General features: G+C 68.5%; 20 protein-coding genes and 4 pseudogenes. 14 read left to right on the forward strand and 10 right to left on the reverse strand.

The window, feature by feature from the left end; genetic code table 11:
* Nucleotides 1–237: 237 nt before the first annotated feature.
* Complete coding sequence (locus SGLAU_RS36570; protein WP_244315305.1) at nt 238–570, forward strand: LamG domain-containing protein; 333 nt, start codon at nt 238–240, stop codon at nt 568–570.
* A gap of 153 nt (nt 571–723) precedes the next feature.
* Nucleotides 724–7,179: an RHS repeat-associated core domain-containing protein gene (locus SGLAU_RS31930; RefSeq protein ID WP_412556258.1), complete on the forward strand. Its 6,456-nt coding sequence runs from the start codon at nt 724–726 to the stop codon at nt 7,177–7,179.
* Nucleotides 7,180–7,240: 61 nt separating this feature from the next.
* On the opposite strand, the gene SGLAU_RS35415 is transcribed toward SGLAU_RS31930, so the two are convergent.
* Both SGLAU_RS35415 and SGLAU_RS31935 read right to left on the reverse strand, forming a co-directional pair.
* Nucleotides 7,241–7,879 (reverse strand): hypothetical protein, encoded by a 639-nt coding sequence (locus SGLAU_RS35415; RefSeq protein ID WP_159072830.1) that lies wholly within the window; start codon nt 7,877–7,879, stop codon nt 7,241–7,243.
* Nucleotides 7,880–8,118: 239 nt separating this feature from the next.
* A pseudogene (locus SGLAU_RS31935) lies at nt 8,119–8,848 on the reverse strand (transposase family protein).
* Between the two features lie 689 nt (nt 8,849–9,537).
* On the opposite strand from SGLAU_RS31935, the gene SGLAU_RS36800 reads away from it, so the two are divergent.
* Nucleotides 9,538–9,672 carry a hypothetical protein gene (locus SGLAU_RS36800; protein WP_279628017.1) on the forward strand — a complete coding sequence of 45 codons (135 nt, stop codon included), beginning with the start codon at nt 9,538–9,540 and terminating at the stop codon, nt 9,670–9,672.
* A 204-nt stretch (nt 9,673–9,876) separates the two neighbouring features.
* Nucleotides 9,877–10,023 (forward strand): hypothetical protein, encoded by a 147-nt coding sequence (locus SGLAU_RS36575; protein WP_244315306.1) that lies wholly within the window; start codon nt 9,877–9,879, stop codon nt 10,021–10,023.
* 465 nt (nt 10,024–10,488) lie between these two features.
* Here SGLAU_RS36575 and SGLAU_RS37035 read toward each other — a convergent pair.
* From SGLAU_RS37035 to SGLAU_RS31950, 3 genes and pseudogenes are all read right to left on the reverse strand, one after another.
* A pseudogene (locus SGLAU_RS37035) lies at nt 10,489–10,587 on the reverse strand (hypothetical protein); the annotation flags it as partial.
* A 1,063-nt stretch (nt 10,588–11,650) separates the two neighbouring features.
* Nucleotides 11,651–12,034 (reverse strand): hypothetical protein, encoded by a 384-nt coding sequence (locus SGLAU_RS31945; RefSeq protein ID WP_043497208.1) that lies wholly within the window; start codon nt 12,032–12,034, stop codon nt 11,651–11,653.
* Nucleotides 12,031–12,273: a hypothetical protein gene (locus SGLAU_RS31950; RefSeq protein ID WP_043497206.1), complete on the reverse strand. Its 243-nt coding sequence runs from the start codon at nt 12,271–12,273 to the stop codon at nt 12,031–12,033. The genes SGLAU_RS31945 and SGLAU_RS31950 overlap by 4 nt, the downstream gene beginning before the upstream one ends.
* A gap of 375 nt (nt 12,274–12,648) precedes the next feature.
* Here SGLAU_RS31950 and SGLAU_RS36585 point away from each other — a divergent pair, with 375 nt between their 5' ends.
* Both SGLAU_RS36585 and SGLAU_RS31960 read left to right on the forward strand, forming a co-directional pair.
* Nucleotides 12,649–12,909 carry a hypothetical protein gene (locus tag SGLAU_RS36585; RefSeq protein WP_043497204.1) on the forward strand — a complete coding sequence of 87 codons (261 nt, stop codon included), beginning with the start codon at nt 12,649–12,651 and terminating at the stop codon, nt 12,907–12,909.
* A 516-nt stretch (nt 12,910–13,425) separates the two neighbouring features.
* A complete protein-coding gene (locus tag SGLAU_RS31960) occupies nt 13,426–13,713 on the forward strand; it encodes a hypothetical protein (protein WP_159072741.1) in 288 nt (95 codons plus the stop codon).
* Between the two features lie 173 nt (nt 13,714–13,886).
* Here the strand turns inward: SGLAU_RS31960 and SGLAU_RS31965 are convergent, their stop codons facing one another.
* Nucleotides 13,887–14,270, reverse strand: coding sequence for a hypothetical protein (locus tag SGLAU_RS31965; protein WP_043497199.1), 384 nt, complete (start codon nt 14,268–14,270; stop codon nt 13,887–13,889).
* Nucleotides 14,271–14,577: 307 nt separating this feature from the next.
* Between SGLAU_RS31965 and SGLAU_RS31970 the strand changes: the two genes are divergently transcribed.
* Nucleotides 14,578–15,231: a hypothetical protein gene (locus SGLAU_RS31970; protein WP_043497197.1), complete on the forward strand. Its 654-nt coding sequence runs from the start codon at nt 14,578–14,580 to the stop codon at nt 15,229–15,231.
* A 120-nt stretch (nt 15,232–15,351) separates the two neighbouring features.
* Here SGLAU_RS31970 and SGLAU_RS31975 read toward each other — a convergent pair whose 3' ends face one another.
* Nucleotides 15,352–16,137, reverse strand: a complete 786-nt coding sequence (locus SGLAU_RS31975; protein ID WP_244315130.1) for a hypothetical protein — start codon at nt 16,135–16,137, stop codon at nt 15,352–15,354.
* Here SGLAU_RS31975 and SGLAU_RS31980 point away from each other — a divergent pair, their 5' ends adjacent.
* From SGLAU_RS31980 to SGLAU_RS32005, 6 genes are all read left to right on the forward strand, one after another.
* Entirely contained in the window at nt 16,138–17,229 is a 1,092-nt protein-coding gene (locus SGLAU_RS31980) for a hypothetical protein (protein WP_043497195.1), read from the forward strand. It abuts the gene before it with no gap.
* Nucleotides 17,230–17,331: 102 nt separating this feature from the next.
* Nucleotides 17,332–17,514 (forward strand): hypothetical protein, encoded by a 183-nt coding sequence (locus SGLAU_RS31985; RefSeq protein ID WP_043497193.1) that lies wholly within the window; start codon nt 17,332–17,334, stop codon nt 17,512–17,514.
* 618 nt (nt 17,515–18,132) lie between these two features.
* Nucleotides 18,133–20,256, forward strand: a complete 2,124-nt coding sequence (locus SGLAU_RS31990) for a HEAT repeat domain-containing protein (RefSeq protein ID WP_052414018.1) — start codon at nt 18,133–18,135, stop codon at nt 20,254–20,256.
* Nucleotides 20,257–20,334: 78 nt separating this feature from the next.
* Nucleotides 20,335–20,991: a helix-turn-helix domain-containing protein gene (locus tag SGLAU_RS31995; RefSeq protein WP_159072740.1), complete on the forward strand. Its 657-nt coding sequence runs from the start codon at nt 20,335–20,337 to the stop codon at nt 20,989–20,991.
* 56 nt (nt 20,992–21,047) lie between these two features.
* Nucleotides 21,048–21,593 (forward strand): hypothetical protein, encoded by a 546-nt coding sequence (locus tag SGLAU_RS32000; protein WP_043497188.1) that lies wholly within the window; start codon nt 21,048–21,050, stop codon nt 21,591–21,593.
* Nucleotides 21,594–21,922: 329 nt separating this feature from the next.
* Nucleotides 21,923–22,447, forward strand: coding sequence for a hypothetical protein (locus tag SGLAU_RS32005; protein WP_043497187.1), 525 nt, complete (start codon nt 21,923–21,925; stop codon nt 22,445–22,447).
* Between the two features lie 436 nt (nt 22,448–22,883).
* Here SGLAU_RS32005 and SGLAU_RS37040 read toward each other — a convergent pair.
* From SGLAU_RS37040 to SGLAU_RS32015, 3 genes and pseudogenes are all read right to left on the reverse strand, one after another.
* Nucleotides 22,884–23,060 (reverse strand): annotated as a pseudogene (locus SGLAU_RS37040) (ribosomal protein L7/L12); the annotation flags it as partial.
* A 77-nt stretch (nt 23,061–23,137) separates the two neighbouring features.
* Nucleotides 23,138–23,641, reverse strand: coding sequence for a hypothetical protein (locus SGLAU_RS34695; RefSeq protein WP_052413519.1), 504 nt, complete (start codon nt 23,639–23,641; stop codon nt 23,138–23,140).
* A 50-nt stretch (nt 23,642–23,691) separates the two neighbouring features.
* Nucleotides 23,692–24,054 (reverse strand): annotated as a pseudogene (locus SGLAU_RS32015) (ATP-binding protein); the annotation flags it as partial.
* 675 nt (nt 24,055–24,729) lie between these two features.
* Between SGLAU_RS32015 and SGLAU_RS35420 the strand changes: the two are divergent.
* Nucleotides 24,730–24,915 (forward strand): hypothetical protein, encoded by a 186-nt coding sequence (locus tag SGLAU_RS35420; protein WP_043497186.1) that lies wholly within the window; start codon nt 24,730–24,732, stop codon nt 24,913–24,915.
* Nucleotides 24,916–25,551 lie beyond the last annotated feature (636 nt).

The following is a 25,551-nucleotide window of genomic DNA, read 5'->3' on the forward strand; positions in this document are numbered from 1 at the left end:
CCTCCGGCGGCCCGGTGGTGGACGAGACGGGCTCCTTCACGGTCTCCGCGAACGTTTCGCTCGACTCGGCGGGTCTTGCGGCCAAGCCGGTCGGGTACCGCGGTCAGGTGGCCGGACAGCGTCTGGGCGGGGAGTCGTCGTGGGCTGTGGGTGACCAAACCGGTCGAGAACATCTACGTGTGGGAGTTCACCCGGACCTCTTTGGGCTCGGACGGCACCGTCACGCAGCGCGCTGTTGTGCCTTCCGGCGAGCCGGCAGAAGTCAACACCTGGGTGACGCTCACCGGGGTCTTCGACGCGGCAGCGAGCGCCGACGGTGGCGATGGCAGCGCCGAGGACCGTCACGGCCAGCTCCAGCTGTATGTCGGAGGGGCCCCGCAGCCGACCGAGGGGGACGCCTCCTTCACCAGCCCCCAGCAGGGCAGCGGTGAGCTGAGCTGGGGCGCCCGACCCGCGGTCGGCAGTGCGACCAACCACCTTCTCGGCGGTGTGCAGAGTTTGCGTATCTGGGCTGGCGCTATGACTGCCGACCAGGTCAGCTCACAAGTCTTGGACCCGGTCAGCGGCTGACTCCTTCCCTTTGCTGCACGGGCGGCGGCAGGTACCCATAACCGCCTGCCGCCGCCCACCAGCCTCGTCCGTGCGCTGACCGCACGGCGCAACCATCCCCTCTTGTCCATGGCCAGGCACACTGCTGCCTGGTCCGAGTCAGGAAGACATCACGTGTATCCCTTCGGCATACCCCGGTCCGTTCCAGGCCGCGGGCGCGGAAGCAGCAAACTCTGGAGTCAGCGCCTGGCCACCCTCACCGGCCTGATGATGCTCCCGGGCCTGCTCACGCCCGTCGCCTTCGCCGACGACGCCGACCCGCTGGGCGCTCCCACGCTGGAGCCGCCCCGCTCGACGAAGGTCCAGCCCTTCACGGCGAAGGTGAACAAGAAGACCGCAGCGATCGTGAGGAAGGCCGCGGAAGCGGACCGGACGGCGGCCGCACGTGCGCGTCGCGACCAGCAGCACACCACCGCCTGGCCCACAGCCGGCAAGACCACCGTCAACCTGGCTGCTGGAACCACGGCCAGGGCGGAGGCAGGCTCCCTGCCTGTCACAGCCACCGCTCCCGCCAAGGGCAAGACGGCGAGTTCCCTCACCGTCGAGGTTCTGGACCGCGAAGACGCGGCCGCGCTGGGTGTCAAGGGTGTGGTGTTCAAGGTCGCCGCCCCCGCCGGCGGCAAGGCACGCCTGGCCGTGGACTACTCGGCCTTCGCCTCCGCCTACGGCGGCGACTGGGCCGGACGCCTGCAACTGTTCCGCCTGCCCGACTGCGCCGACGACTACCCGGCCAAGGCAGCGTGCCGCACCCGTACGGAACTCGATTCCGTCAACGACCGCGCCGAGGGGGCGGTTTCCATCACCCTGAGCCTGCGGGCCGCGAACGAGCCGATGATGCTGGCGCTCGCCGCAGGAACCCAGTCGGGCGCAGGAGACTACAAGGCCACTCCGCTGGCCTCCTCTTCCAGCTGGGAGGCAGGCGGCGGCTCCGGTACGTTCACCTGGTCCTACCCTCTGCGCGTTCCGCCCGCCGCGGCAGGCCCGCAGCCGAACCTGACCCTGTCCTACGACTCCGGCAGCGTCGACGGACGCACCGCCAACACCAACAACCAGAGCAGCCAGGTCGGTGAAGGCTTCGACCTCACCTCCTCCTACATCGAGCGCAAGTACGGCTCCTGCGACGACGACGACCAGGCCGACAAGTTCGACCTGTGCTGGAAGTACGACAACGCCTCCCTCGTCCTCAACGGCAAGGCCACCGAACTCGTCAAGGACGACACCGAGGGCATCTGGCGGCTGAAGGACGACGACGCCTCCACCGTCACCCGCTCAACCGGCGCCGACAACAACGACGACGACGGCGAGTACTGGACCGTCACCACCGGTAACGGCACCAAGTACGTCTTCGGCCTGAACAAGCTGGAGGGCGCCGGCACGGACGACCGCACCAACTCGGTCTGGACCGTCCCGGTCTTCGGCGACGACGAGGGCGAACCCGGCTACGCCGACGGCACCACCTTCTCCGGCCGGGCCCAGACCCAGGCCTGGCGATGGAACCTCGACTACGTCGAGGACACCCACAACAACGCCAGCACCTACTGGTACGCCGCCGAGACCAACCACTACGACAAGCTCGGCGACGACACCGTCGGCACCCCGTACGTGCGCGGCGGCTACCTGAAGGAGATCCGCTACGGCCAGCGCGCCGACGCCCTGTTCTCCGCCACCCCGGCCGCATCCAACAAGGTCGTCTTCGGCTACCACGAGCGCTGTGACGCCTCCGGCACGGGCTGCGACTCGCTCACCGAAGACACCCGCGACAACTGGCCGGACGTCCCCTTCGACGCCGTCTGCAAGGCCGACGTCAAGTGCACCGGCAACAACGGGCCCACCTTCTTGACCCGCAAGCGCCTGACCACCATCACCACGCACGCCTGGAACGCGGCCGCCGCCACCCCCGCCTACGAGCCCGTGGACGTCTGGACGCTCAAGCAGATGTACCTCGACCCGGGCGACAACGGTGAGTCCACCGACGGTTCACTGTGGCTGGACGAGATCCGGCACACCGGCAAGCGCGGCACCGACCTCAGCCTCGATCCGGTGAAGTTCGAGCACCAGATGATGGCCAACCGCGTCGACGGCACCGACAACATCCTGCCGCTGTACAAGCCCCGCCTGAAGGCCGTCACCTCTGAGACCGGCGCTCAGACGATCGTCACCTACCTGCCCGCCGACTGCACCTACGGGCAGACCATGCCGAAGGTCGACACCAACACCAAGCGCTGCTACCCGGTGTACTGGTCACCCAACGGTGAGCAGGAACCCATCCTCGACTGGTTCCAGAAGTACCCGGTCAGCGCCGTGTCCACCACGGACCCCGAGGGCGGCGGCCTCGCGGTCCAGCACACCTACCAGTACGCGGCCAGCGGCGGCGCCTGGCACTACAACGAGGACCCGCTGACCCCCGCCAAGGAACGCACCTGGTCCATCTGGCGCGGCTACGAGCGCGTCACCCACCTCACCGGCGTCTCCACCGGCACCCAGAGCAAAACCGTCACCGTCTACCTGCGCGGCATGCACGGCGACCGCGTCCTCGACCCGGAAGGCAAGGGCCCCGACCCGACCGCCCGCAAGACGGCCACCGTCACCGGCATCAAGGCGCCCGGGATCACCGACTCCGACCAGTACGCCGGCTTCACCCGCGAAACCGTCACCTACAACGGCACCGCCGAAGTCTCGGCCACCATCTACGACCCCTGGTCCAAGCGCACAGCCACCCAGCACAAGTCCTACGCGGACATCGAGTCCTACTACGTGCGCACCGCGGCCACCCACTCCCGCACGAACATCACCAGCGGCATCAACCCCCGCGACCGCATCCGCACCGTCAGAACCACCTACGACGACTACGGCATGGCCGAAACCGTCGAAGACCAGGGCGACAACGCCGTCACCGGCGACGAAAAGTGCACCCGCACCTGGTACGCCCGCAACGACGACCCAGACATCACCATCACCGCCCTGGTGTCCCGCACCCGAACCGTCGCAAGAACCTGCGCGACCACCGACGCGGAACTCGATCTACCCGCTGACTCCAGCCGCCCCGGCGACGTCATCTCCGACACCGCCACCGTCTACGACAACCCCACCGCCACCACCTGGTCGCCCACACAGACGCCCACCAAGGGCGACGTGACCTGGACCGGCCGCGCAAAGGGATACGGCAGCGACGACGCCCCCACGTGGCAGAAGACGTCCACTCTCAGCTACGACGCCCTCGGCCGCCCGACCACGGTCAAGGACACCAACGACGGACTGGTCTCCAAGACCACCTACACCCCAGCAGCCGCCGGGCCGCTGACCGCTACAGCCGTCGAGAACAGGAAGCTGCACAAGTCCACCACCCTGGTCGACTTCGCCACCGGCGCACCCACCAAGGTCACCGACCCGAACGGCAAGATCACCGAGTCCGAGTACGACAGCCTCGGCCGCCTGACCAACGTCTGGCTGCCCAACCGCTCAAAGGCTCTGGGCAAGACCCCCAACCACGTCTACGCCTACAACGTCACCAGCACCGACATGTCCTGGGTGTCCACCAGCACCCTCAAGGGCGACGCATCCGGCTACAACACCTCATACACCTTCTACGACTCCCAACTGCGCCCCCGCCAGACTCAGTCGCCCACCCCCGTCGGCGGTCGCCTGATCACGGTGACCCTCTACGACACCCGCGGAATGGCGGTCAGCCAGCACAACGACATCTGGGACAGCACCGGGCCGCCCTCCTCGACCCCCGCCACGACGTCCGGCGGACAGGCCCCGATCCAGACGGACACCACCTACGACGGCGCCGGCCGCGCTATCAAGGCCGAGACGAAGATCCACGGCGTCACCCGCTGGACGACCACCACCGCCTACACCGGCGACACGGTCACCACCACCGCCCCCACCGGCGGCCAGGCCACCGCCGTGGTCACCAACGCCCTCGGCCAGACCACCGAACGGCGCGAGTACGCCGGTCCCCAGCCGACCGGCACCGGCTACACGACCACCCGCTTCACCTACCACCCGGCCGGCCAGCAGGCCACCATCACCGGCCCCGACCAGACCACTTGGTCCTACACCTACGACCTGTTCGGCCGCCAGACAGCCACCACCGACCCGGACAAGGGCAAGACCACCACCCACTACAACACCCTCGACCAGGTCGAAAGCACCACGCCGAACGGGGACGCCACCAAGAAGCTGCTGTACGAGTACGACGTACTCGGCCGCAGGACAGGCATGTGGCAGAAGGACCAGACGGACGCCAACAAGCTCGCCGCCTGGACCTTCGACACCCTCGCCAAGGGACAGCAGGACACAGCCGTCCGATACGACGGCGGCGCCACCCTGAGCGGCAAGGCCTATACCCAGAAGGTCACCGCCTACGACAGCCTGTACAACGCCACCAGCAGCGAGCTCATCCTCCCCGAGGGCGACGCACTCAAGACCGAACTCGGCACCACGCAACTCAAGTTCACCGCTGCCTACCGCGTCGACGGCACCGTCGCCCAGACCGGCTCACCTGCTATAGGCGGCCTGCCGTCCGAAATCGTCTCCTACACCTACAACGCCACCGGACAACAGCTCACCGCCAGGGGCACCACCGGATACCTGCAAGGCGCAGCCTTCTCCCCACAGGGGGACCTGCGCCAGCTCCGCCTCGGCATGGACGGAACGGCCAGCAAGCAGGCCTACATCACCAACACCTACGAGAACGGAACCCGCCGCCTCACCGGCATCCAGGTTACCGACGACGTCCACAGCTACCCGCTGCAGGACCTCACCTTCACCCAGGACGACGCCGGCAACGTCACCTCCATCTTCGACACCACCACCCTCGGCGGCACCGCCAAGCCCGACCACCAGTGCTTCGCCTACGACGGCTACAGCCGCATGACCGAGGCCTGGACCCCCAAAACCGCCGACTGCGCCGCAACCGGCCGCACCACCGCCAATATTGACGGTCAAGCCCCCTACTGGACCTCATACACCTACAACGCAGCAGGCCAGCGCGCCACCGAAACACAGCACAGGTCAACAGGCGACGCCGCGACCACCTACGTTTACAACGACACCACGAAGGACTCCAAGCCGCACACCCTGGACAAGACCACCGGAGCCCGAACCAGCAGCTACACCTACGACAGCAGCGGAAACACCACCACCCGCCCCGGCGCGACCGCCCAGCAAACCCTCGCCTGGGACGCCGAAGGCAAACTGGCCAAGCTGACGGACAGCACCAAGGAGACCGGCTACCTCTACGACGCCAACGGCGAACTGCTCATCCGCCGGGCCAAGGGCGATGGCGACACCGTCCTCTACCTGCCGGGTGGCAACGAAATCCGCCTGACCGTCAAGGGCACGACCACAACCCTGTCCGGCACCCGCTACTACACGGCCAACGGACAGACAGTCGCCGTCCGCACGGCCACCGCGGGCGTCACCGGCACCAAGCTCAGCTTTCTGGCGGGCGACCACCACGGCACCTCCAACATCGCCGTCGACGCAACCACCTACGCACTTACCAAGCGCTACACCACCCCCTTCGGCGCTCTCCGCGGCGCCAGGCCCGCTTCATGGCCCGACGACAAAGCCTTCCTCGGCAAGCCAGCCGACGACTCAACCGGGCTCACCCACATCGGGGCACGCGAATACGACCCGACTATTGGCCAGTTCATCAGCGTCGACCCGCTGCTCATCCTGGAGCAACATCAGTCACTCAATGGCTACGCCTACGCCAACAACGCGCCGATCACTAACAGTGATCCTTCAGGTAAGGGGGTGTGCCTGCAGGATGGGGTCTGCGGCGGCATTACTTCGGTACAGGAAGCCGCAGAGCAGCAGGCGGCTAACCCGGCACCGCAGGGACCACAAGACGATGACTGGTGCACGGGTCTGTGCGCAGAGGCTTTGGACGGATCGGTTTCCGCGCCGGACCCGTTCAACAGCGGTCTCTGCGGCGTTGACGTGAGCAACGGATGCGATCAGGATTTCAGAGAACGTGTCCAGCACGCATATGCTGAGATGACCGTCCTGGATGATTACTGGAATTGCACCATCCATAACATACAACCGGCATGCGATACGGCCGGTGCGGCGTTCTCATCGGGTGGCGGTACCTATGCAGCGAGTATCTTCTTCGGATTTGCCGGTGTCGCAAAAAACCGCCTGGCGGGTCCCGCCTCCCGCGCCCCGGTCATCCTGTCTGATGCAGAAGGTTTGGCTGCAGCCAAAGCAGCTAAGGAGGAGTTCGAGTTTCCTGGTGGTACCAATGGTGCCCTGTACGTCGAAGGCTACGATACTCCGATCGCTGTTTCGTCCGGACGTAACAATCGTCCCGTGAATTACCAAGATCCGCCAAATGTGCAGAAGGTCAATCGTGACCACGCGGAGACGCATGCGATAGCCTTGATGTGGCAGAACGGTTGGTCACGGGCGCAGCTTTATATCGATAACGACTACGTTTGCGCGAGCTGTGGGCGCAGCATAGACAGGATGCTGCCGCCAGAAGCAAGGCTTGAAGTCGTATATCGAGACTCGTCAAAGCAGGTTCAAAGGCAACCCTTCGGTGCGGCAGACTGGTAAACGCGCAGATTCCCCCGCCTCAAGCGTAGGCGGGGGATCGGCAGGTCATCTGCAAATGTACTTAGAGCCAGTCGATTCCCGAGATTGCGTTCAAGAAGCTGAGCGCCGCAGGAGTGGTGGCTCCTACCTGGACCTCGCTGTATCCAGATTGGTCGTCCATGGGGGCGCCACCGTCTATTGCAGGTCCTACTTCGGCAACGATCCCCTGGCCCATGAAAAGGCGATGGTCGGAGTCGGGCCAATTCCAAGCGCCGGTAGCTACTTCCGTCATGGGTGCTAGGACGTCATTCATTCTTGCGTTAGCTACAGTGCCGCAGTACTTGGTGAACGGGGCATTGTATGCCGCCTCACCCAAGGCGTTGTGAACAAGGAATTCCGGTAGTGGCTCTGAAAGTTTCTCCCAGTCGCCGTACAAGCGCCCCTCGTAGACACTCATCGGATCGGCAGGGTCAAAACCCCAGATGGCATCGCTTGGGTCAAAAAGGAAAACCATCTTGCCGTTGCGTATGTCGATGTTTATGGGATCCGCGAACCTTTTGATTCCCAGCAGCGGAATCGAATAGGTCGCAGCCAGGTCGTACCATGCACGCAACGGTTCAGGGAGATGGTCGCATTCCAGCGCACGTTCCGTCGGTCGATCGGGTGGCCCATACCAGTCAGCAATGAACTCTGCAATATTTATCCTAGACAGGTCGATCACATGGTCATTATGGCATGAGATGCTGGTGAGGGGGAGGGGCGGGTGAGTAGATCAGTGCTCCTAGTGCTCCAGTCAGAAGTCGTTGCCTAGCTGGTTGTTCTTCGGTAGTGGCAGCGGCGGGCGATCGCTTGGTGTTGCCTGCGCCATAGGGGCCAGTCCAGGAGATGGATGACTGCTCCTAAAGGGTGTTGCAAAAGGCCGTGATCACTCAGGCTGACGCGGTGTATGGGCGGGTGCGGTCATGCGGCGAGGGCGAGGTTGTGCATGCGGGCGACGGCCTGGACGGCGCGGTGGAGGCCGTCACCGCGTTGGCGGCAGTCGCGGAGGATCTTGTAGTTCTTCATGCGGGAGAAGGTGTGCTCGACTCGGGCGCGGACCTTGCGATGCTGGGCGTTGTCCTCTTCCTCGGCTTTCAACAGCGGGCGTCGCGGTCGTTTGCGGTGCGGGACGATCAGGTTGGTGTTGATGTAGGCGCCGTCCCCGAGGACCGTCACACCCTCGCAGTGTGCGGCCAGGCCGGAGTCCCGCCAGGCTTTCGCGTCCGCCGTGTTGCCGGGCACCGGGCGGGGTGGCCACCACCAGGCGCGTCTCGGCGTCCGCGATGACCTGCATGTTCGCCGAGAACCGGTAGTTGCGGGACGAGGCTCCGACCTTGCGGTCGCGGACCGGGACCAGGGTGCCGTCCACGATCCACAGCCGCTCGACTGCGTCCTGGGAGGCGCGGGCCGGCTCGATCGCGAGCAGTGGGCCGAGCCTTTGGATCACCCGGTACACGGTCGCCGGGTTCGTGCGGTAGTACACCGCCACCAGCAGCACCCGCTCGGCCAGCGGCAGCCGCCACGGCCGACCCCAGCCGCACCCCTTGCCACCACGTTCCCGGACCGCTTTCAGTAACCGGCCGAACTGATCGACCCGCAGCCCGGTGAACGTCTCCACCCACACCCGCTCTGCCCTCAACACCCCAGCCATACAACAGAGATGCCCGTTCACAGAAAGTGGTCTGACGCGCTCCCATCCGCAGCTGATGCAGGAGTCGGTCCCACTGATCAGCCCAGACCGCACCACCGCCTACCGAGCAGCCTGCCGACCGACCTGTGCACGGCCGCGAATGGAACGCCGCACCCCTGACCCAGGGCGAGCAGGGCAGCCAGTGCAAGGGCCTGGCTGCCCTGGTAGTCGTCAACACCCTGCTCCGAACCGGGGCACAGACCGCGCCTCCCTGATCAGCGCGCCCAGGGCGCCTGCAGCCACATGCCCCGGCGGCTTGGACGGGTCCGACTCCCCGCAGTCGATCGAGGTCCGCTTGGCACCGCCGCGCCCGCCGAACCTCCGGAGGTCAACTGGGAGCATCCGCGCGCGGTGGAGACGGACCGGCGCTCCCCGCTCGCCGCGCTGGCGAGGCAGGCCGCCCCGGCCCGACCCGCGCCGCTGCTCGTCGGTGCCGCCCCTCCCCCGTACCCGACAGGGAGGGGCGGCATCGCGCTGGGGGGCAACTGCTGCGGCGGAACAGGCCGCGGAGCTTGCCCGGCTCCTCATCTCCGGTTCCGTGTGGTGTGGCTGTCTGGAGGCGGGCGGCTTCGACGGCGGCTTCCTTGCGGACGACATCGGCGGCGTGGCAGTCGCCGCACACCGACAGGCGCCCGGCCTTCTAAAGGGTGTTGCAGAAGGCCATCCTGGACGGCGAGCTGGTCGTGCCCGCCCACGGACGGCTGGACTTCGGGGAGCTTCAGCGGCGAGCGCGGCGCCGGGGTCGCAGTGCCGCCCAGGCCGCCGCCGAGGCCCCCGATATCTGATCGTCTTCGACGTCCTGGAGGCCGACGGCACCGAGCTGCTGGCCCGCCCCTACCGGCACCGCCGCGCCGTCCTGGAGGAGCGGTTCGCCCGCGGCGACCTGCTGTCCAGGTTCGGCGACCGCGTCACCTGGAGCAGCGGCAACGCCGGCCGCTGTTCGTCCGCCTCGCCCACGGCCGGCTCTGGTCAACCCCGGCGGCATCGGCATGCCCTACGGGCGAACCGGAGCACACTGGGCCCTGCTGGGCCCGGGCGTCGAACTCCGCACCACGCACCTCGACCTCCAGGCCGCGATCGCCCAGCTCAGTCACGGCTCGTCCCATCCCGGCACCGAATGGGCCGACTATTCCTGACGCTTGCGCGACCGACGCCGACGCCCTCGCAGCCTTCGCCCCACGGGACGGACCAGACCACAGCCCGTGACGCTGGCCCGAGCAAGAGGAGATCACCGCACCGCGCGCGCTGTGCCACCCGCGCCGGACGGGGTGCGCCTGGAGCGCCAGCCCCTCACCGGCGCGGTCGGTGCGCCTTGCTGTGGGACGACGGCCGGGGCTCCGGTGATTCACTCCTGCCCGCACAGCCTTCGGTAGGGCACATCCGTCAGGTACGCGCGCCACTGCTGCCGGGACAGTGGCCCCCGGCGCGGTGGCACGCCGTTTCGGCCAGGCGGTCGGGGTCGACGGTGTACCGCTAGAGGGGCACGTGGCGGCCCACCGCGACAGGGTGCTGCCGTTTGGGGAGAAGGCCAGGGAGGTGATGTCGTCGCCGGCCGTGGCAAGGCCGGTGCCGAGCGGGCGGCGGGAAGGGACATCCCACATTCTCAGGGTGCCGGATGCCCCCACGGCCACCAGGACCGAGCTGTCTGGGGAGAAGGCCAGCGCTCCGGTCGACTCCTGCGCGGCGGTCGGGCCGTTCAGAGAGCCGCCGGTTGGTGCCTCTGGCGAAGATGGTCAGCTGGTTCATCCAGCACTTCCCGACCTCGGCCCAGTGGTACCTCGGCGAGATCATGAGCGAGGCAGACAAGCAGCTCGGCATCCCTGCCCAGGTGACGGGCGAAACCCTGCGGAGGTCCGCGACCACGAACGGGGAACTCGACGGGCAGGCCGCGCGGGAGTTCTTCTCCCGCCTCGCTCCCGCGCGAGCCGGAGGACTGAGGTCCTTCACCGATGATGAGGGGTGCCAAGCCAATTCCGTGGCTTGGCGCCCCTCGCCGTGGCCGTCATCCAGTCGGTCTTCCCTCAGGAGTCCGCCCACCGGCTGGCTTGGTGGCGCGCCCGCTGGAACCACCAGCAGCGGCGCGGCATTCATCGCCCGGCTCCTCGGACCACACGGCGGGCGGCCGCTGCGGACTCCGATGCCCCTGACCGCCATGGTGAATGACCGCCTGGACTCAGATCCTTCCGTTCCGCATGTCCCAGGCCCTCTCAGTTTGTAACCCTCACCTGGGGGGCGGGCCCCGTCTGGGTCCTGATCTTTCGGCAGGCCGCAGTGCTGGCCCGTTGGCGAGGGCCGGGACTGGGGGTGCTGTACGGCGAGCGGGCGCAAGCGCCGTCTGCGGGCAAGAGCCGGGGCCGGGGAGGCGCTTGTGGTGGCGGCCGTGAGCATCGCGGCCGTCGCCGGGCAGGACACTGATGAGAGCCGGCACCGGCGTGGATCGCATCGTCAGCGCCGCGCCGTAGGGTGCCGGGGCACGGCCACACGGTCGTCGCCGCCACTCGACGGAGAGCAGATCCCGCGTGTTTCATGAGACGCCCATCTTCAGCCGCCTGGTCGCCGAGCGCGGAGATGTACCCGCCCAGGTGCGCGGTGAAGCCGAACGCATACGCCGCGACCTGGCCCGGGTGCTTCCCCAGGCGTCTGCACCCCAGCTGGGTACAGCGCACACCGCCGGCGGACGGGCGGCCCCTTCAGTCGTCCGGTAGGGCAGGGAGCCGGGCGAGGCGGTGCAGGCCGCCGCTCGTCCGCCGGGCGGCGCCGGGTTCAGATACGCCAGGAGCGGAGGGTGTCCGCGATGTCGTAGATCTTGAGCCGAGTCTCGCGGGCCTTTCTGATCAGGTCGGACAGCGCTCCGTACGGCGGGTCGATGCCTTCACCGGACTGGTCGAGGTACTGGGTGGTGACGAAGGCGACGAAGAGGCTGTTGCGGTGGGGGAGCGGTTCGAGCCGCACGATGGTGTGCAGGAGCGCGGCAGCACGCCAGGCGGCGTCGGGGTTGGACTCGGCGAGCGTCGGTGTGCGGGTCTTGTGGCGGGCGACGGCCGCGACAAGGGACGAATAGTCGGTGACCGACACGTCGTCGTGGCCGAGGGCGATGCCCTGAACGTCCAGGAGCCAGGAGACATCGACGTACAGGGGTTCACTCATCTGGCGGCAGTGGCTCCTCGGTCGCGCTCGGAGGGAGGAATCTCCTCCGGGAACGCCGCGTCGAACTCCTCGCGCAGCCGGTCTGCCCAGGACGCAGCGCCCGCCACGAACCGCTTACGGTGCATCTCGCGCACGCCCAGGTCGTGCAGGTACTGCTTGAGGCTCTTGCCCTCAGCGGCGGCAGCAGCACGCACGCCTTCCATCTCTTCCTCGGTGAAGGACACATTCAGTGATGGCATACCCGCATGGTACCTACTTGGTGCCTACCGAGGAAGCAGAGTAGACGCCCACGTCCCTTGGCCCGGTCCAGGACTGGCCGGGGACGGACGCACTGCCCGCCCGCTTCCCTTCCGGCGCACCGGATCGCCGGCCGGGCCGACAAGAAGTGGGCGATCGTCAACGACGCGACACGCATCCACGCCGACCGCCGCCTCTACATGACCGCCCCCCCCCGCATCTTCGCCGCCCCCAGCTGGCCGAGTCCGCCGACACCACCCGCCCCCGCCCCCGCCGCCGACGCCCGGCGGGGCAGGACGTGGACGCGTTCGCCAACTCCATGGACAACGAGGCAGGTATACGGCAAGAAGGTCGTCGAATATCCCCTCGCGCAGGCCGTGGCGGACGGCCGGGCGGCGGACTACCGCATCGTGGTGCCCACCCTCACCGGCACCGACCTGCGCCGCCGCCTGAACCTGCCCGCCCCGGGCAGCGCGACCCCCAACGGCACTGTCGGACAGGACGGAAAGGACGACGGTGCGCTGCGCACCACCGCCCTGCACCTGGCCGTCCTGCGCGCCATGACCGAGCACCGCCTGAAGAAGGTGCTGCTGACCAAGGTCGGAATCGGACTCACCCGCGTACCCGCCGGGCAGTGACGCACCGCGCGTCGCTCGCGCTGCTAACGCTGGAGCGGTGCGTCGTCGACCTGGCCAGCCCGGTACGCACAGGCGACCGGCTGCTCGGCGTGCCCGAGATGGCCGCGCTGGGCGGCATCACGGCCTCCGCACTGCGGGGCTACATCGCCCGAGGCGAGAACGACGTGCCGCTGCCCCAAGCGGAGGTCGGCGGACGGCCCAGTGGTCCCGTCCGGTCGCCGAGGACTGGGTCGAGGCCCGGCCGAATGCCGGGAGGCGCTGCGGGCTGCGGTGCCTTCGCCCGCTGGCGCGGCGTGGGCGTCCCCGGCGCCGCGGTTGCCCGGCCGGTGACGTCGCTGTGGCCCGCCGCCTGCTCGCGGCCCGACGAGATGCTGCCTGCCGCGCCTGGCCAGCGCCCGCGCCGGGTACCGGCGGCAGGACGAGACGGTAACGCCGCCGGCGTTCTACGTTTCCGCCCGCCTGGGACCGGCAGGCCGTCTTCATCACGAAGACATCGGCCTTGGGCGGAAGGAAATCATGATGAAGATCATCGAGGACGGCCTCTACGCCCATGACCAAGCCGCCGGCGGACCGCTCGCCGAGGCAGCCCTGCGGCGCGCGGGCGAGGCCGGGCGGCGGATGGAACGGCTTCAGCAGGACCCGGGCGCACTGACCGACGCCCAGCTGCGCGACGAGGTGCGCCGCGCCCTGCGTCACTTCATGCAGCGCGAACCGCACATCGGCCAGGTGACGAGCCTGGCTGGGCAGATCCGCAGGGGTACCCGCTGCGCCTGGCTGGTGTCCGACCGGCTCGCTCTGGCCTGACCGGACCCGCTCCACCGTCCCGGCCCCTGTGCACCGGGGGCCGGGACCTCTCCCTCATCTGGCCGGTGCGAGGGCTGCCCATGTATGGCCTGGGCCGACGAACAAGAGCCAGGAGCCGGCCCCGGTCTCCCGTACGAGCTGTGCAAACCCTGCGCGGCGGCGGCCTTCGCCGTTCAGTCCACGCCGTTGAGATAGTGGGTGCGGGGACGCTGCCGGGAGACGTCCGGTCGGAGCCGACGCTTGAGAACGTTCCAGCGGTGCCGGGCGCCTTTCCGCGAGACGTGCCATGCGCGGCCGAGGTCCGCGAGGCTGGCGCCTTTCTCGACGGCCCGCGAGGCGTAGATCAGCCGAAGGTCGTCCAGCGCTTTCTGGTGGTCCTCCACAGCCGTCAGCAGAGCGAGCATGGCTTCCTTGTCGCTGTCGCCGCCCCATCGGGTTGATGACTGGCTGAGCGGCAGCATGACGCCGCTCTGGACGCGCTGGGAGGCCACCGACTTCGCCGCGTGCCGCTGGACCAGCGTGTGCAAGAGATGCAGACAGTCCCGGTGATCCGCCATGCGACAAGAGTACTTGTCGCCTTGTCAGGCATGCTTGTGCCGCTGACCTGGGACAACAAGAAACGGTCTTGCTCTTTCCGCAGCGCTGAGCCAAAAATCACCGCGTCTCACCCCTGCCCGAAAACACCGGGAGGGTAAGACAGCACGGGCGAAGGAGACACCTCCTCGCCCTTTTTTCATGCCCGCATCCGGGCGCAGCCGGCGCCGTCCGGCTGCCGCGCCACCCCTTCACGGGCCCCGCTCACCACTGAGCGGGGCCTTTTCCATGCCCGCGTCCGGCCGCGGGCTCTGCACGAAAGGAACATCCATGCCCGACATCTCCCGTGACCCCGTCTACCTCTGGCTCATTGGCGCACGCCCCACCACCGGGGCCGCAGCTCCCACCCCGGCAGACATGCCTGCCCGAAGGCCGGCCGCCGCTTCGGCTGCCGACATCGCCCGCCGTGAGGGCATCGACCTGGGCGACCTCTCCGCCTACCGGCCCCGCGACCGACGCGGCCGCCGGGGAAGGGGACACAAGCCCACCGTGCTCGAAACCGTGACCCGCTTGGCGACGGTGAGCTTGCGCATCCCGCGCCAGGCGGCACTCACGCACGCGCAGCGGTGGGCAGCCTCGGGCATCACCACGCCGGAGGAGGCCCTGGAATGGATCAGGCTGCTGGGCATCGGCGGCCTCGAAACGGCACTGCGCCTGCGCAGGAAGTGCGTCACACCCGCCATGGAGAAGACCCGCCGGGAAACCGGGGAACGGGCCCAGCTCGCGGCCCGGGCCGCAGAAGACCGCGTCTGGGCCGAGATCGCCGGACGGTACCGCCCCGGCGTTGCGGCCCAGCTCCGGCTCAACGGCTGCACCCTAGACATGCTCAATCGCGTCATCAACGGCAAGACCGCCGACCAGATGCTCCGCGAAGGACGCCCCGTCCAGATCGTCATCAACGCCCTGCGCGAAGCCCACGGCTGAACCCCGCGGTGCCGCGCCACCCCGCGCGGCCTTTCCCGCGCGAGGAAGCATGACTGCGCCCGCCGCGAGCCGCCAGGGGACGAGGTCGGCCTGCGGCGGGCACAGAACCCACTCTTTGACTCACAGGGAGGGGGACACCGGTTCGGCGTAGGTGGCGAAGAACCGGTCGTCGGTGAGCTTGTGGTGCGCGAGCTGCTCGCGGACCACCTGTTCGTCCGCCCACCGGTCCGGCGCGGCGGCGAGCGCAGCCGCGTAACTCGCCACAGCCTCCTTCAACTTGGCGAACGAGGCCGGGGTGACGACGCGCATGCCCGGCACCGCGGTGGCCTTGGCATCGGCGACCCGGCTGGGATGCAGCATCACCGCCAGGGCTTCCACCTCCGCATCGTGGTCGTTGAGCCAGCGAACGCTGCCGCCGAGCTGGTCCATGTCCTTCTTCGTGATCGTGGCGGTGGTGCAGCCCGTCTTCAGCTCAGTGACGGCCTGCTGCCCGGCCGAGAGCGCCCACAGGTTGTCCGGGCCGGTGCCGTACAGCTTCTCCGGGCGGCTGCTGGCGAACCCGAGATGCTCGCCCAGGCTCTTCCAGGCCGACTCGGCGTCGTCGGAGCGCTCGTCGTCGCCCCACACCACTTCCTCGAACAGCGCCTGCACGCCGAGCCTAAGGCTGATGCCGCCGCCGCGTTCCGCGAGGAACGCGGCGGCGGCACGGGACTGCACCGCTGCTGCCCTGAGCCGCACGGGGGCGGCGCCGTGCACGGACTGCAGGACGAACGTGTTGTCGGCCATCGCGCCGGCCAGGGCCTGCTGGGCGGCCACGGGGTCGGTCAGGTGCAGGTAGGCAGCCTTCTGCTCCCGCAGCCAGCCCCGCAGCGCCTGCTGGCGGTTGTCACGGCCTTGAAGGAGCATGTGGCCTGGCACTCCCCGGCCCGTTTCCAGGTCGCAGCCAACATCGCCCGCGAACTGCTCACCGGTCCGCAGGCTGAGGCCAACGAGCGGTTGCTGCAGAAGGAGGGCGAGGACTCGGACGATCTGTACCTGGACACCCTCTACGCCGACGGAAACCGTCGGGCCTACCTGCAGCGGGGATTGACGAGCTACGACTGGAGCGGGCGCGGCGGGGGAGCGGTATGGCGCGCCGAGCGCCACGTCGGCCTGGACAACCTCGGGGACTGGCTCACCGGCCGCATCCAGACGGACGCGGACCAGTACGTGGTCCGTCCGCCCGGCTGGGTGTTGTCTCGCCCGCCGGGCTGGCACGCGCTCGTCCCCGATCCCACACACCCCGGCCGACTGCCGCAGCCGTACGCGACATGGACGGATCAGGGCCGCGCCCTAGCCTTTCCCTACCGCGACGGGCAGGCCGTGTGGCCACTGCAGCGCCAGCCCAACCGGCTGGGCTTCGAACCCGTGCCCGGCGTCGAAGCACTCCTCGCCCCCGCGACCGGCCTCAAGCCCGAACAGGCCCTCAGCTACATCGAGGCCCTGCTCGTCGACTGGAACCACCAGTTCGACGCCGACGACGACCCCGACCTCCGCCTTGCCTTGGACGTCCCCGTGGGCCCGGCCTACGACTTCGGCCTCATCAGCGCCGAGGAACGCCAGCGCGCCATGGCCGATGCGCGCGCGGCGACCCTGAACAGCATGGACGAGGTCATAGACCTCCTCACCGGAGTCGATTGCGACGAGGAGGATCTTCAGTACCTACGACAAGTGCGTGGCAACGTCCGTCAGTTCGCGCAAGTGGCCACCCGCCTCGACCCGTCGATCGGTGCACGGTTCCGGGCACACAAGGCGACTTGGCGGTGGCCCGGACTATCGGTGGCCGGCGAGTTCCTCGCCGGAACCTCCACCGACCTGGTGCAGTGGCTGGCTACCGTCGCGCACGCACGCAGCTCCCTGATCACACAGCAGTCCATGCAACAGGCATGGGCCTACGCGTTCGACCGCTACGCCCCCAGAGCCCGCCGCCGCATGTGGTACCCACCGATACAACACTGAAGAACCCTCGCCGTAGAACTGGATGCAGGCCGAGCAGAAAGCGCCCGGATTACTGACATCCCGCGTACCGCACCCGTACGCCCGCCCGAGGGGGAACCTTCGATGTACAACCCGAACCGACCGCTGATCTCGTCCGCTGCCGCCGGCATCAGCGGCATCGTCCTGGCCCTGATCGGCGCCCCGTGGTGGCTGACCGCCCTGGCCTTCACCTGCTTCGCCCTCGGCCTGCTCGTCACCGCCATCCAATCCGTCTTCCCCCAGGAATCCGCCCACCGGCTGGCCTGATGGCGCGCCCGCTGGAACCATCAGCACCGGCGCGGCACCCGCCACCCGGCCCCTTGCACCACACGGCAAGCCCCAGCCCGGGACCCTCATGGCGCGAAAGCTTCGTCATCGATGAGGATCAGCACCGGCCGCTGACCGAGTACTGGCGATCGACCCGCCGCCCGCCTGGACGCAGCCGTATGCCGCTTCTGGTGGGAGGCATGCCGTCCAGGGGGAGAGTGGCGCCCAGGAGCCGGAAGACGGTGATGCCGCAGATCCGAGCGGGCCTGAGCGGGCGGACCGTGCCGCGGGCCCGACCGGCGGCGTACGACACTCCTGCACCGCCGTAAGCCGGACGACCTCAAGGCGTGGTGGGCACCGCCCCGACTCGCCGTCACCGACTCCATGCTCACTCTGCGGACGCCATCCGCCTTCGGGGCACACTGTGCCGACTGCAACTGCTCGCCGGTCCGAGCGGTGTATGTGGTGTACGTGGCGAGCTCGGCGCGCAGGCCCCGGGCCTGCTGCAGCTCCTGCACGCCCCTTCACGCAGTCGCCACGCCCCGTTGGTCCTGGCCTGTGCCCGCGGTCTCGTAGGGTCCGGTCCCGGTGTCAGTGCCTCCTGGCATGGTTGTGATCATGTTCGACGGACTTCATGACATCGACTGGGCGTCGATGGAACACGCTTACGGCTCGGCGGAGGAGGTACCGGCGCTGCTGTGGGCGCTGCGTTCCCCGCAGGCCGAGGAACGCCGGAAGGCCCTGGACCGCTTCTACGGCGCGGTCCACCATCAGGGCGACGTGTACCCGGCCACGGCGGCCAGTCTGCCTTTCCTGTTCGAGCTGGCCGCTGACAGCGCCACGCCCGAGCGGGCCGGCGTCGTCGCGCTGCTGGTCAGCATCGGCCGGGAGTCCCTGGAGCGGGGTTTTGAGGACGACGGTACCGAGATCGAGTACTACCCGCCGATGGGCTGCGTGCAGGCCGTCGCCTTCCTGCGCGAGCGGGGTGAGGAGTTCGCCGAACTCGCCCGTGACAGCGACCCGGAGGTGCGCCTGGCCGCGATTGGCGGGCTCGGGCTCTTCCTCGACGACGCTGATCGGGCCGCCGCGGTGCTGCGTGAGAGGCTGGCAGCCGAGCAAGGTATCGCGGCGCGACTGCAGATCGTTCAGGCGGCGGCCACCCTGGTACTGCGCCTGCCGGCGGCCGCGCACCAGGTGATGGACTGGCTCTGCGGGCTTGCTTCCGATCCGGCCCAGGGCCCGGCGACTCGGCTGGCGGCTTTTGTCCAGCGGGCCCGCTGTGCCCCGGATGAGATCGGCGAGGACGTCGTAGCGGCAGCCGTCGGCCTGCTGCGCGAGAGTGCCCGAGCCGTACCCGTGCGGTCGATCGCGCCGGTCCCGAGCCGTCCGGCGGCACCTGCGGACAACGTTGCGCCCCAGATCGTCGCCGCGTTCGAGGATCTCGACCACTTCACGCGCGTGTACGCACCGACCACGGTCCTGCTGCGTACGTTCCACGAAGCCCTGGGCGCCCGGGTGCGAGAGCGCACAACGGTGCTGGCCGAGCAGTTGATCAGCCCCGATGCCGGCTCGCGCCTGGACGCGGTCCGGATGAGCGGGGAGCTGATGCGCACCTGGCGCGGGGACCACACCCGGCTCCTCCTGCTGGTCGCCGACCAGCTGACCACGGCCGACCAGGAGGTCGCTGCCGAGGCCGGGGCCGTTCTGGAGTCCTGCCATCCGATCGCCGCCCCGGCCCGGGAGGCACTCGCCACGCACATCGACGCCCAGCACGCGGCGCACGGCCCTGATGTGTGGGCCGCACCGCAGGCGCGGCTGCGCAAAAGCCACCAGGCGGCCGTCCGGGCATTGGCGCGCCTGGGCGACGCACGCGCGCTGCCGAGTCTGCTGGCCGCGCTGGACGGCGACGTCGACGCCTGGCGCGCGGTCCAGGTCGCAGGGCATCTGCCGCAGGCGGCAGATGAGTTGGTGCCCCGGCTTTGCGACCACCTGCGCCGGATCGACCTCTCCCAGCAGTGGACCGAGATGAGCGCCAACGCGCTCCTGGCCGCGCTGGCCGCGCTGGGCGACCCGGCTGCGGTTCCTGCGCTGGTGGACACGCTCGGCGCCGCGGTGCGCCATGAGCAGCACGACGTCACGCGATCAGCTCTTGAGGCACTGAAGGCGTTCGGGCCGACGGCGGCCGGCGTACGGGAGACGATCCGGTCGCTGACCACCGCCACCGATGCGCACGTACGGCCTGCCGCCGTCGCCGCGCTGTGGGCCGTCGGCGGTGACCTGGCCGAGGTCATGCCGCTCCTGCTCGGCCTCCTCGACGACCGCATCACCTTCCGGATCAGTGACGCGGCCGACTTGCTCGGCGAGATCGGCCCGCCCGCCTCCGCCGCCCTGCCGCGCCTGCGCCGCCTTCTGACGCACGACTACGAATGGGTCCGGGTGCATTGCGCGGCCGCACTGTGGGAGATCGGCGGCCAGGCCGAGGCACCGGCCGTCCTGGACACCCTGCTCCAGGCCTGGGCGAAGAACCCCGCGACGGCCAACCACGTCGTGGCCTGCCTGGACCGCATGGGCCCGCTTGCGGCACCGGCCCTGCCCCTGCTCCGCGAACAACTGGCCCTGCCCCGACGCGGCGGCAGATTCCAGAGCATCGACCATGACGAGGAACTCCAGCGGATCGGCCGCGCCCTCATCACCCGGCTCGAACCCCCAGCGCCGTCAGCCCCCGCTCCCCGAACAACCTGAGGCTGCGCCATCCTTGCGCCGCCGGCATCGTCGGTGCGCGGGCCGGCGATGTCAGTGCCACGCCGTAGGGTGCCGGGCATGGCCCGTTCCTGGACACGACTGCATGAGCATCTCGGGGCTGCGCCCGGCCCCTTGGACTTCGACATGGTCGCCAAGGCTGCTGCCGACCGGCTGGCGGAGTCCGACGACCTGGACTGGAAGGAACAGCTTCCGCAGCCCCCAAGGGACGGCCGGTGGAACGAGCTGGCCAAGGACGTCGCTGCGATGGCCAACACCCGCGGCGGCCTGATCATCTTCGGCGTGCGGGATGCCACGTGTGAGATGGTCGGTATCGACCCGGACGAGGTGAACATCGAGCAGTACGCCCAGTGGGTCCGCAACCACGTCCAGCCCTACCTGCCGGACCTCACCTTCACGGTCCTCACCTCGACCGACGGCACCACCAGCGTGCTGGTGGCCGACGTCCCCGCCAGCCCCATGGCCCCCCACCTCGTCTACGGCACCGCCGCCCGGGACAAGGACCAGCAGGCCGCCGTCGCCCCCTACCGCGACCGCGACCACACCGCCTGGATGGCCGAGCACCAACTCGAACGCGCCTACCGCGACCGCTTCACCCGAGCTCAGCGCGCCGAGGAGGAAGTACACCATCTGCTCGCCCACGCCCAGGAGACCGTGTCCGCCCAGCTGCCCTGGCCCGCCCCGAGCGCCCGCTACCGCGTACCGCTCCACGCCTGACCCGCGAAGAGACCACCGCCGTCGCCCAGGCCGCCCGGCTCCGGGGCCATGATCCGATGAGGCCCGGCCCTCTGGCCAGCCTGGAGGTCGTCACCGGCAACCCGCGGCCCGGCCTGCGCCGCTGGGTTTTCAGCACTCTCCTGCTGTCCGGTGCCCGCGAGGTCCACGCCGAACTGCACCACGATGGGACCGTGCTGCTGGCCGCCAACGTCTCCTGGAACGCCGCACGCAACCTGGCCACCGACGACATACCCGACGCTGGCATCGCGGTGTCCCAGGACTTCATCGGCGCCTGCTGCCGCGACCTGACCACCACTGCCTGGGAACTGGCCCGCCGACTTAGGATCGATAGCGCGCTGCAGCTGACCACGACCCTCACCGCCGTCACCCCCTCTTCCACGACGCCGCCGCCCGCCCTGGTCCCGGTCGTTACCGGATTCGGCGGCTTTACCGACGCTCCCAACCACGCCCGCCACCCTCGCCGGATCCAGCCTGTCACCGCCGTACTGACCCCGCTCGACGAGGCCGAAGCCCTTGCGGAGACCGCACAGGAGCTGTTCACCGACGTGATGAACCAGTTCGGCCTCGACCCGCAGCTCTGAGGAACGTCTGTCCCACGCCGAGCACGGCGACGTCCCCGCCCCGCACCGCGAGGCGCTCCCAGCCCGGGGCTTTCGCACGCCGCCCCGGCACCAGGATCCGGCAGGCCGGCCGCTGCGCCGTGACCCCGGCGGGACGACTGTCGTTGTTCCGGCTGGTGCCGCCCCTTGCCCGCGCTGTGACGGTGCCCGGCTGAGTGCCGCGTCAGCCCACGACTGACGCGGACAGGTAGGCCCCAGACGCGCCGCGTCACTCACAGCGCCCCGCCCGTGTGGCCACGCCACCCAGCAGGCGCCGGATCGTGGGACCGGCCGTAAGGGACGGCACGGCCATGACCTCCGCCCAACCACGCAAACGACCGCAGCGGCGCAGCGAAATCCCCCACGGTCCGACGCAGGACGCGGGCCTGCAGCAGATCCGCGATACCCTGCCGCCCGCGCCCGAACCCTGCACGGTCGAGCCCGCCCCGCGCCCTGTGGGCGAGGAGGTGCCACCGGAACTCCTGGCGCTAATCACCTACCACTGCCGCCGCATCAACGCCTACCTCGCCCGCGCTCAGCACCTGCAGACCCTGCACGGCGACGACATGAAGCAGTGGCAGCGCCTGGTCCTGTACGCCCTGACCGACGCCTTCGCCCACAACCACCTCCTGATCGGCACCCTCGCCGCCTACCTCCAGCGCCACGACCTCGACGCCGACCTGCTGCGCCGCTATCTGCAGTCCCCGGACCCCGGCCGCTACATCACCCGTGAGGCCGTGGAGCACCTCGACGGCCTTACCGGCGCCGTGCCGGAAGAAGCGGCCGAGCCGGTCTGGATGGCCATCGGCCGGCGCATCGCCCGAGACGGCGGCTAATGCCGCGTGCCGCCAGCGCCTCGGGCCAGCCGGTCTGACCCGGCGCGGACGGTTCGGCTCGGAACCGCCCGCGGGCTGCGTCGTCCGGCGGGGGCCCGCTGGTCATCACAGCAGTGGCCCCCACCGGCTCGAGAAGCCGGGAGCGGCTCAGGAGGCAGTGCGCACCGGCTCGGAGTAGGTGGTGAAGAACCGGTCGCCAGCGAGTTCGTGGTGGGCGAGCTGTTCGCGGACCACCTGTTCGTCCGCCCAGCGGTCCGGGTTGCTGGCGTTGCGGTGCTGAATGCCTCGGAAAGGGGAAGCGCGGCCGGAGGCGAAGCACGCCACTGAAAGCCGGTACTCGCTGCGGCTTCATCCTTCGATCATCCGGTGCCGCCCCTACCAGCGTCGGCGACTCATTCGATGCTCGCCGTGGCACCCACGTCCACGAGTCTCTCTTGGCTTCTTCCGCGGCGGACCTGGGGACACCCTCCTTAATTGGCTTTGGTACGTTTTCGACTAGCTCCCTGGCCTCTTTCGTGCCCAATCCGGTGAGCTCTCGGACGACCTTGACCACCTCGGTCTCATCGCTTCCGGCGCTCCCGAACAGAGTGGCTTCGTTCACCTTCAGTGACAGCGTTTGTCGACCAGTTTGAGCGGCGGTTAGCGATCTCTGGGGCGATGAATGTTCACGAGTTCTGACGGCGCTTCGCGTCAGTGATCTCGGTCTGGAGTCCGTGCGGAGCAGTCGTGTCCGTCGCCGGGCAGGCCCATGACGTTCAGCACGGGTTCCTCGCCTTCGGGGATCTCGAAGGTGAAGTTCGCTCCTGACGGGATCGCCGTGAGCGAGCACTGGTCGCCGAAGGTCAGCGGAGGGTAGGGCTCCCAGGAACAGCCGGCCTTGTCCAAGGCGGAAACGACGTCCGCGTGCTTGAGCCCTGCCGGGAAAATGCCCGTTCCTCCGACAGCCGACGGGGGGAGCTCGACGACGTCACGCCAGGTCTGGACGCAGATGAGGGAGACCTTGCGGCAGCGGCAAACACTCAGTTCAAGGTCTCCGTAGGCTAAGAGCCTCGGCCACTTTCTGTTCCGGCTCATGGTTCCGATGTCCCACGGCTCGCCGAGTGCCGCGGTCACATCGTTCCAGTCGGCTCCGCTGAACACCGGGCCCAGCCGACCTGTCTTCGCCATGCTGGTCAGGACATCGAGTATCTCCACGAGGCGGAGCCTGACAGGTGCCCTGACCAGCAGTCCAGCGGTTTCAGGGGTCAGCCCGCTGCGGGTTGTTCGGTTCGGGCTCGGGTGCTGGCAAGTCGGTAGGAGTCGGTGCCGGTCTCGATGATGGTTCCGTTGAAGGTGAGCCGGTCGACGATGGCCGCGCAGAGGCGGGGGTCGGTGAACGTCTTGGTCCAGCCGCCGAACGACTCGTTGGAGGCGATCGCGACGCTGTTCTTCTCCTCGCGTTCGGTCAGGACCTGGAAGAGGAGTTCGGCGCCGTGGCGGTCGAGTTCCATGTAGCCGAGTTCGTCGATGCAGAACAGATCGACGCGGCCGTAGCGGGTGAGGGTCTTGTTCAGCTGCTTTTCGTCCGCGGCCTCGACCAGCTCATTGACCAGCTTGGTGGCGAGTGTCGGCGTACGCGTGAACGTGCCCAGTCACGTACGGATGAACGTGCTCAGTTCGTGAGGTGCCGGAAGCCAGCGCCGGGCAGTCTGCTGCTTGATCTGTTGAGGCCTTCCCAGCGGCGGCACCGTCTGGCACTACCACGACTGGGAGCCGGCCGAAGAAGACCTCAGGCCCCGCAAGTACGAGTACCGCCTCCCCGACTTCACCACCTGAGCGCACACCTCCGGCCGCAGGAAGCGAGTCGACGGCTGACGCCCGGTCACCTGCCCTGCGGCCGGAGGACCTCAATGGGCAACCGGGCCCCCACGCCCCGCCTGGGCAGCCTCAGCCCGTCCGTGCAAAGCAATAGAAACGTCTGGGCTCCCTGAAGAGGGTTTGCTTAACTGTTTCTGCACGTCCAGACACAACCGATCCAAGGCTCTGTCAGAGGCTCCTGATAGGCTGTCATAGACAGCAAGCAAGAAGGGTATCGAGAAGCTCTCCAAGGGCCCCTGGAAAGGCACCTGACAGGTCGACAGAAGACCCCTGCCTGAGGTACTATAGAAAGAGAACAGGGCGAGTCGTACCCGAAACCAAGCACCAGTTGAACCATAGCCACACCTGTATTTTGCGCCGGAGGCCAGCACCCTCCGGCAAAATTATGCCGAAAAACAACTACTAATTGCAATCAAGGAGTCACTGTGAGTATTAACAGTCAGGGCGCAGCAGACCAGCACGCCAACCAGGAACAGCAGGAGGGACAAGAAGTGCAGCAGAACAACCGCCGGCTCCGTCAAGCAACCGGACAGCTGTTCAAGATAATCGTCCAGGGCATCAATTTTGTTGGTAATCTCCTCAGAGTCATCGAGTTCTTCGGAAGCCTGTGATATCCAGTCCACACTTCGATGAGGCCCGCGAACAACGCGAGGTCATTTTTTTTGCCCCGAACCAGTAGACACCGACGCGCATAGGAAACAGTCAAGCCGTCAAAGAAATACTGAACAATCAAGGAAGGATGTCTCGCACAGGAAAAAAATGACAGAAGTGAAGCACCCCCAGCCGAAGAATGGACCGGGGGTTCGTGTTGCTTCCAGTCTCTATCCCGTTTCCCACTTTGAAGCACCGGGGGCCCGGTTCTGCCAAAGTTACATACTGCATCGATGCAGGGTCACCGGCCCCCGCCGGGCAGGGCATGAGGCGCGGATCCGGATCCCCCGAAAATTCTGGGCGAGGGAAACAGACGCCCGGCCACCCCCTCCCCTCGCTGCCCGGGCCGCAGGCCCGTTGGCCGGCCCGCGCAGCGGGTTGGCCCGGGTGGGCGGAGCGCAGCGCCCCCCACCTTGCGGGGGGCGCAGCCCCCCACAAGCTCCAGGAGCGTAGCGGATGGAGCGTCACCGGCCCGGCGCAGCCGGGCCGGTGAGCTGGCCGCGCAGCGGCCAGCAGCGCTCACGCGGAGCGGGAGCGCAACACCCGCGCGCAGCGCGGGTGTTCGCTTGCCCATCGCGCAGCGATGGGGTACCCGC

The sequence above is a fragment of the Streptomyces glaucescens genome (assembly GCF_000761215.1).
Taxonomy (GTDB): Bacteria; Actinomycetota; Actinomycetes; order Streptomycetales; family Streptomycetaceae; genus Streptomyces; species Streptomyces glaucescens_B.

What these genes read in the sequence shown, in the direction of transcription:
- SGLAU_RS36575 (WP_244315306.1), top strand. Translation starts at nt 9,877, where the DNA reads ATGCCCTACGGGCGAACCGGAGCACACTGGGCCCTGCTGGGCCCGGGC.
- SGLAU_RS31945 (WP_043497208.1), bottom strand. Translation starts at nt 12,034, where the DNA reads ATGAGTGAACCCCTGTACGTCGATGTCTCCTGGCTCCTGGACGTTCAG.
- SGLAU_RS31950 (WP_043497206.1), bottom strand. Translation starts at nt 12,273, where the DNA reads ATGCCATCACTGAATGTGTCCTTCACCGAGGAAGAGATGGAAGGCGTG.
- SGLAU_RS31960 (WP_159072741.1), top strand. Translation starts at nt 13,426, where the DNA reads ATGATGAAGATCATCGAGGACGGCCTCTACGCCCATGACCAAGCCGCC.
- SGLAU_RS31965 (WP_043497199.1), bottom strand. Translation starts at nt 14,270, where the DNA reads ATGGCGGATCACCGGGACTGTCTGCATCTCTTGCACACGCTGGTCCAG.
- SGLAU_RS31970 (WP_043497197.1), top strand. Translation starts at nt 14,578, where the DNA reads ATGCCCGACATCTCCCGTGACCCCGTCTACCTCTGGCTCATTGGCGCA.
- SGLAU_RS31975 (WP_244315130.1), bottom strand. Translation starts at nt 16,137, where the DNA reads ATGCTCCTTCAAGGCCGTGACAACCGCCAGCAGGCGCTGCGGGGCTGG.
- SGLAU_RS31985 (WP_043497193.1), top strand. Translation starts at nt 17,332, where the DNA reads ATGTACAACCCGAACCGACCGCTGATCTCGTCCGCTGCCGCCGGCATC.
- SGLAU_RS31990 (WP_052414018.1), top strand. Translation starts at nt 18,133, where the DNA reads ATGTTCGACGGACTTCATGACATCGACTGGGCGTCGATGGAACACGCT.
- SGLAU_RS31995 (WP_159072740.1), top strand. Translation starts at nt 20,335, where the DNA reads ATGGCCCGTTCCTGGACACGACTGCATGAGCATCTCGGGGCTGCGCCC.
- SGLAU_RS32000 (WP_043497188.1), top strand. Translation starts at nt 21,048, where the DNA reads ATGAGGCCCGGCCCTCTGGCCAGCCTGGAGGTCGTCACCGGCAACCCG.
- SGLAU_RS32005 (WP_043497187.1), top strand. Translation starts at nt 21,923, where the DNA reads ATGACCTCCGCCCAACCACGCAAACGACCGCAGCGGCGCAGCGAAATC.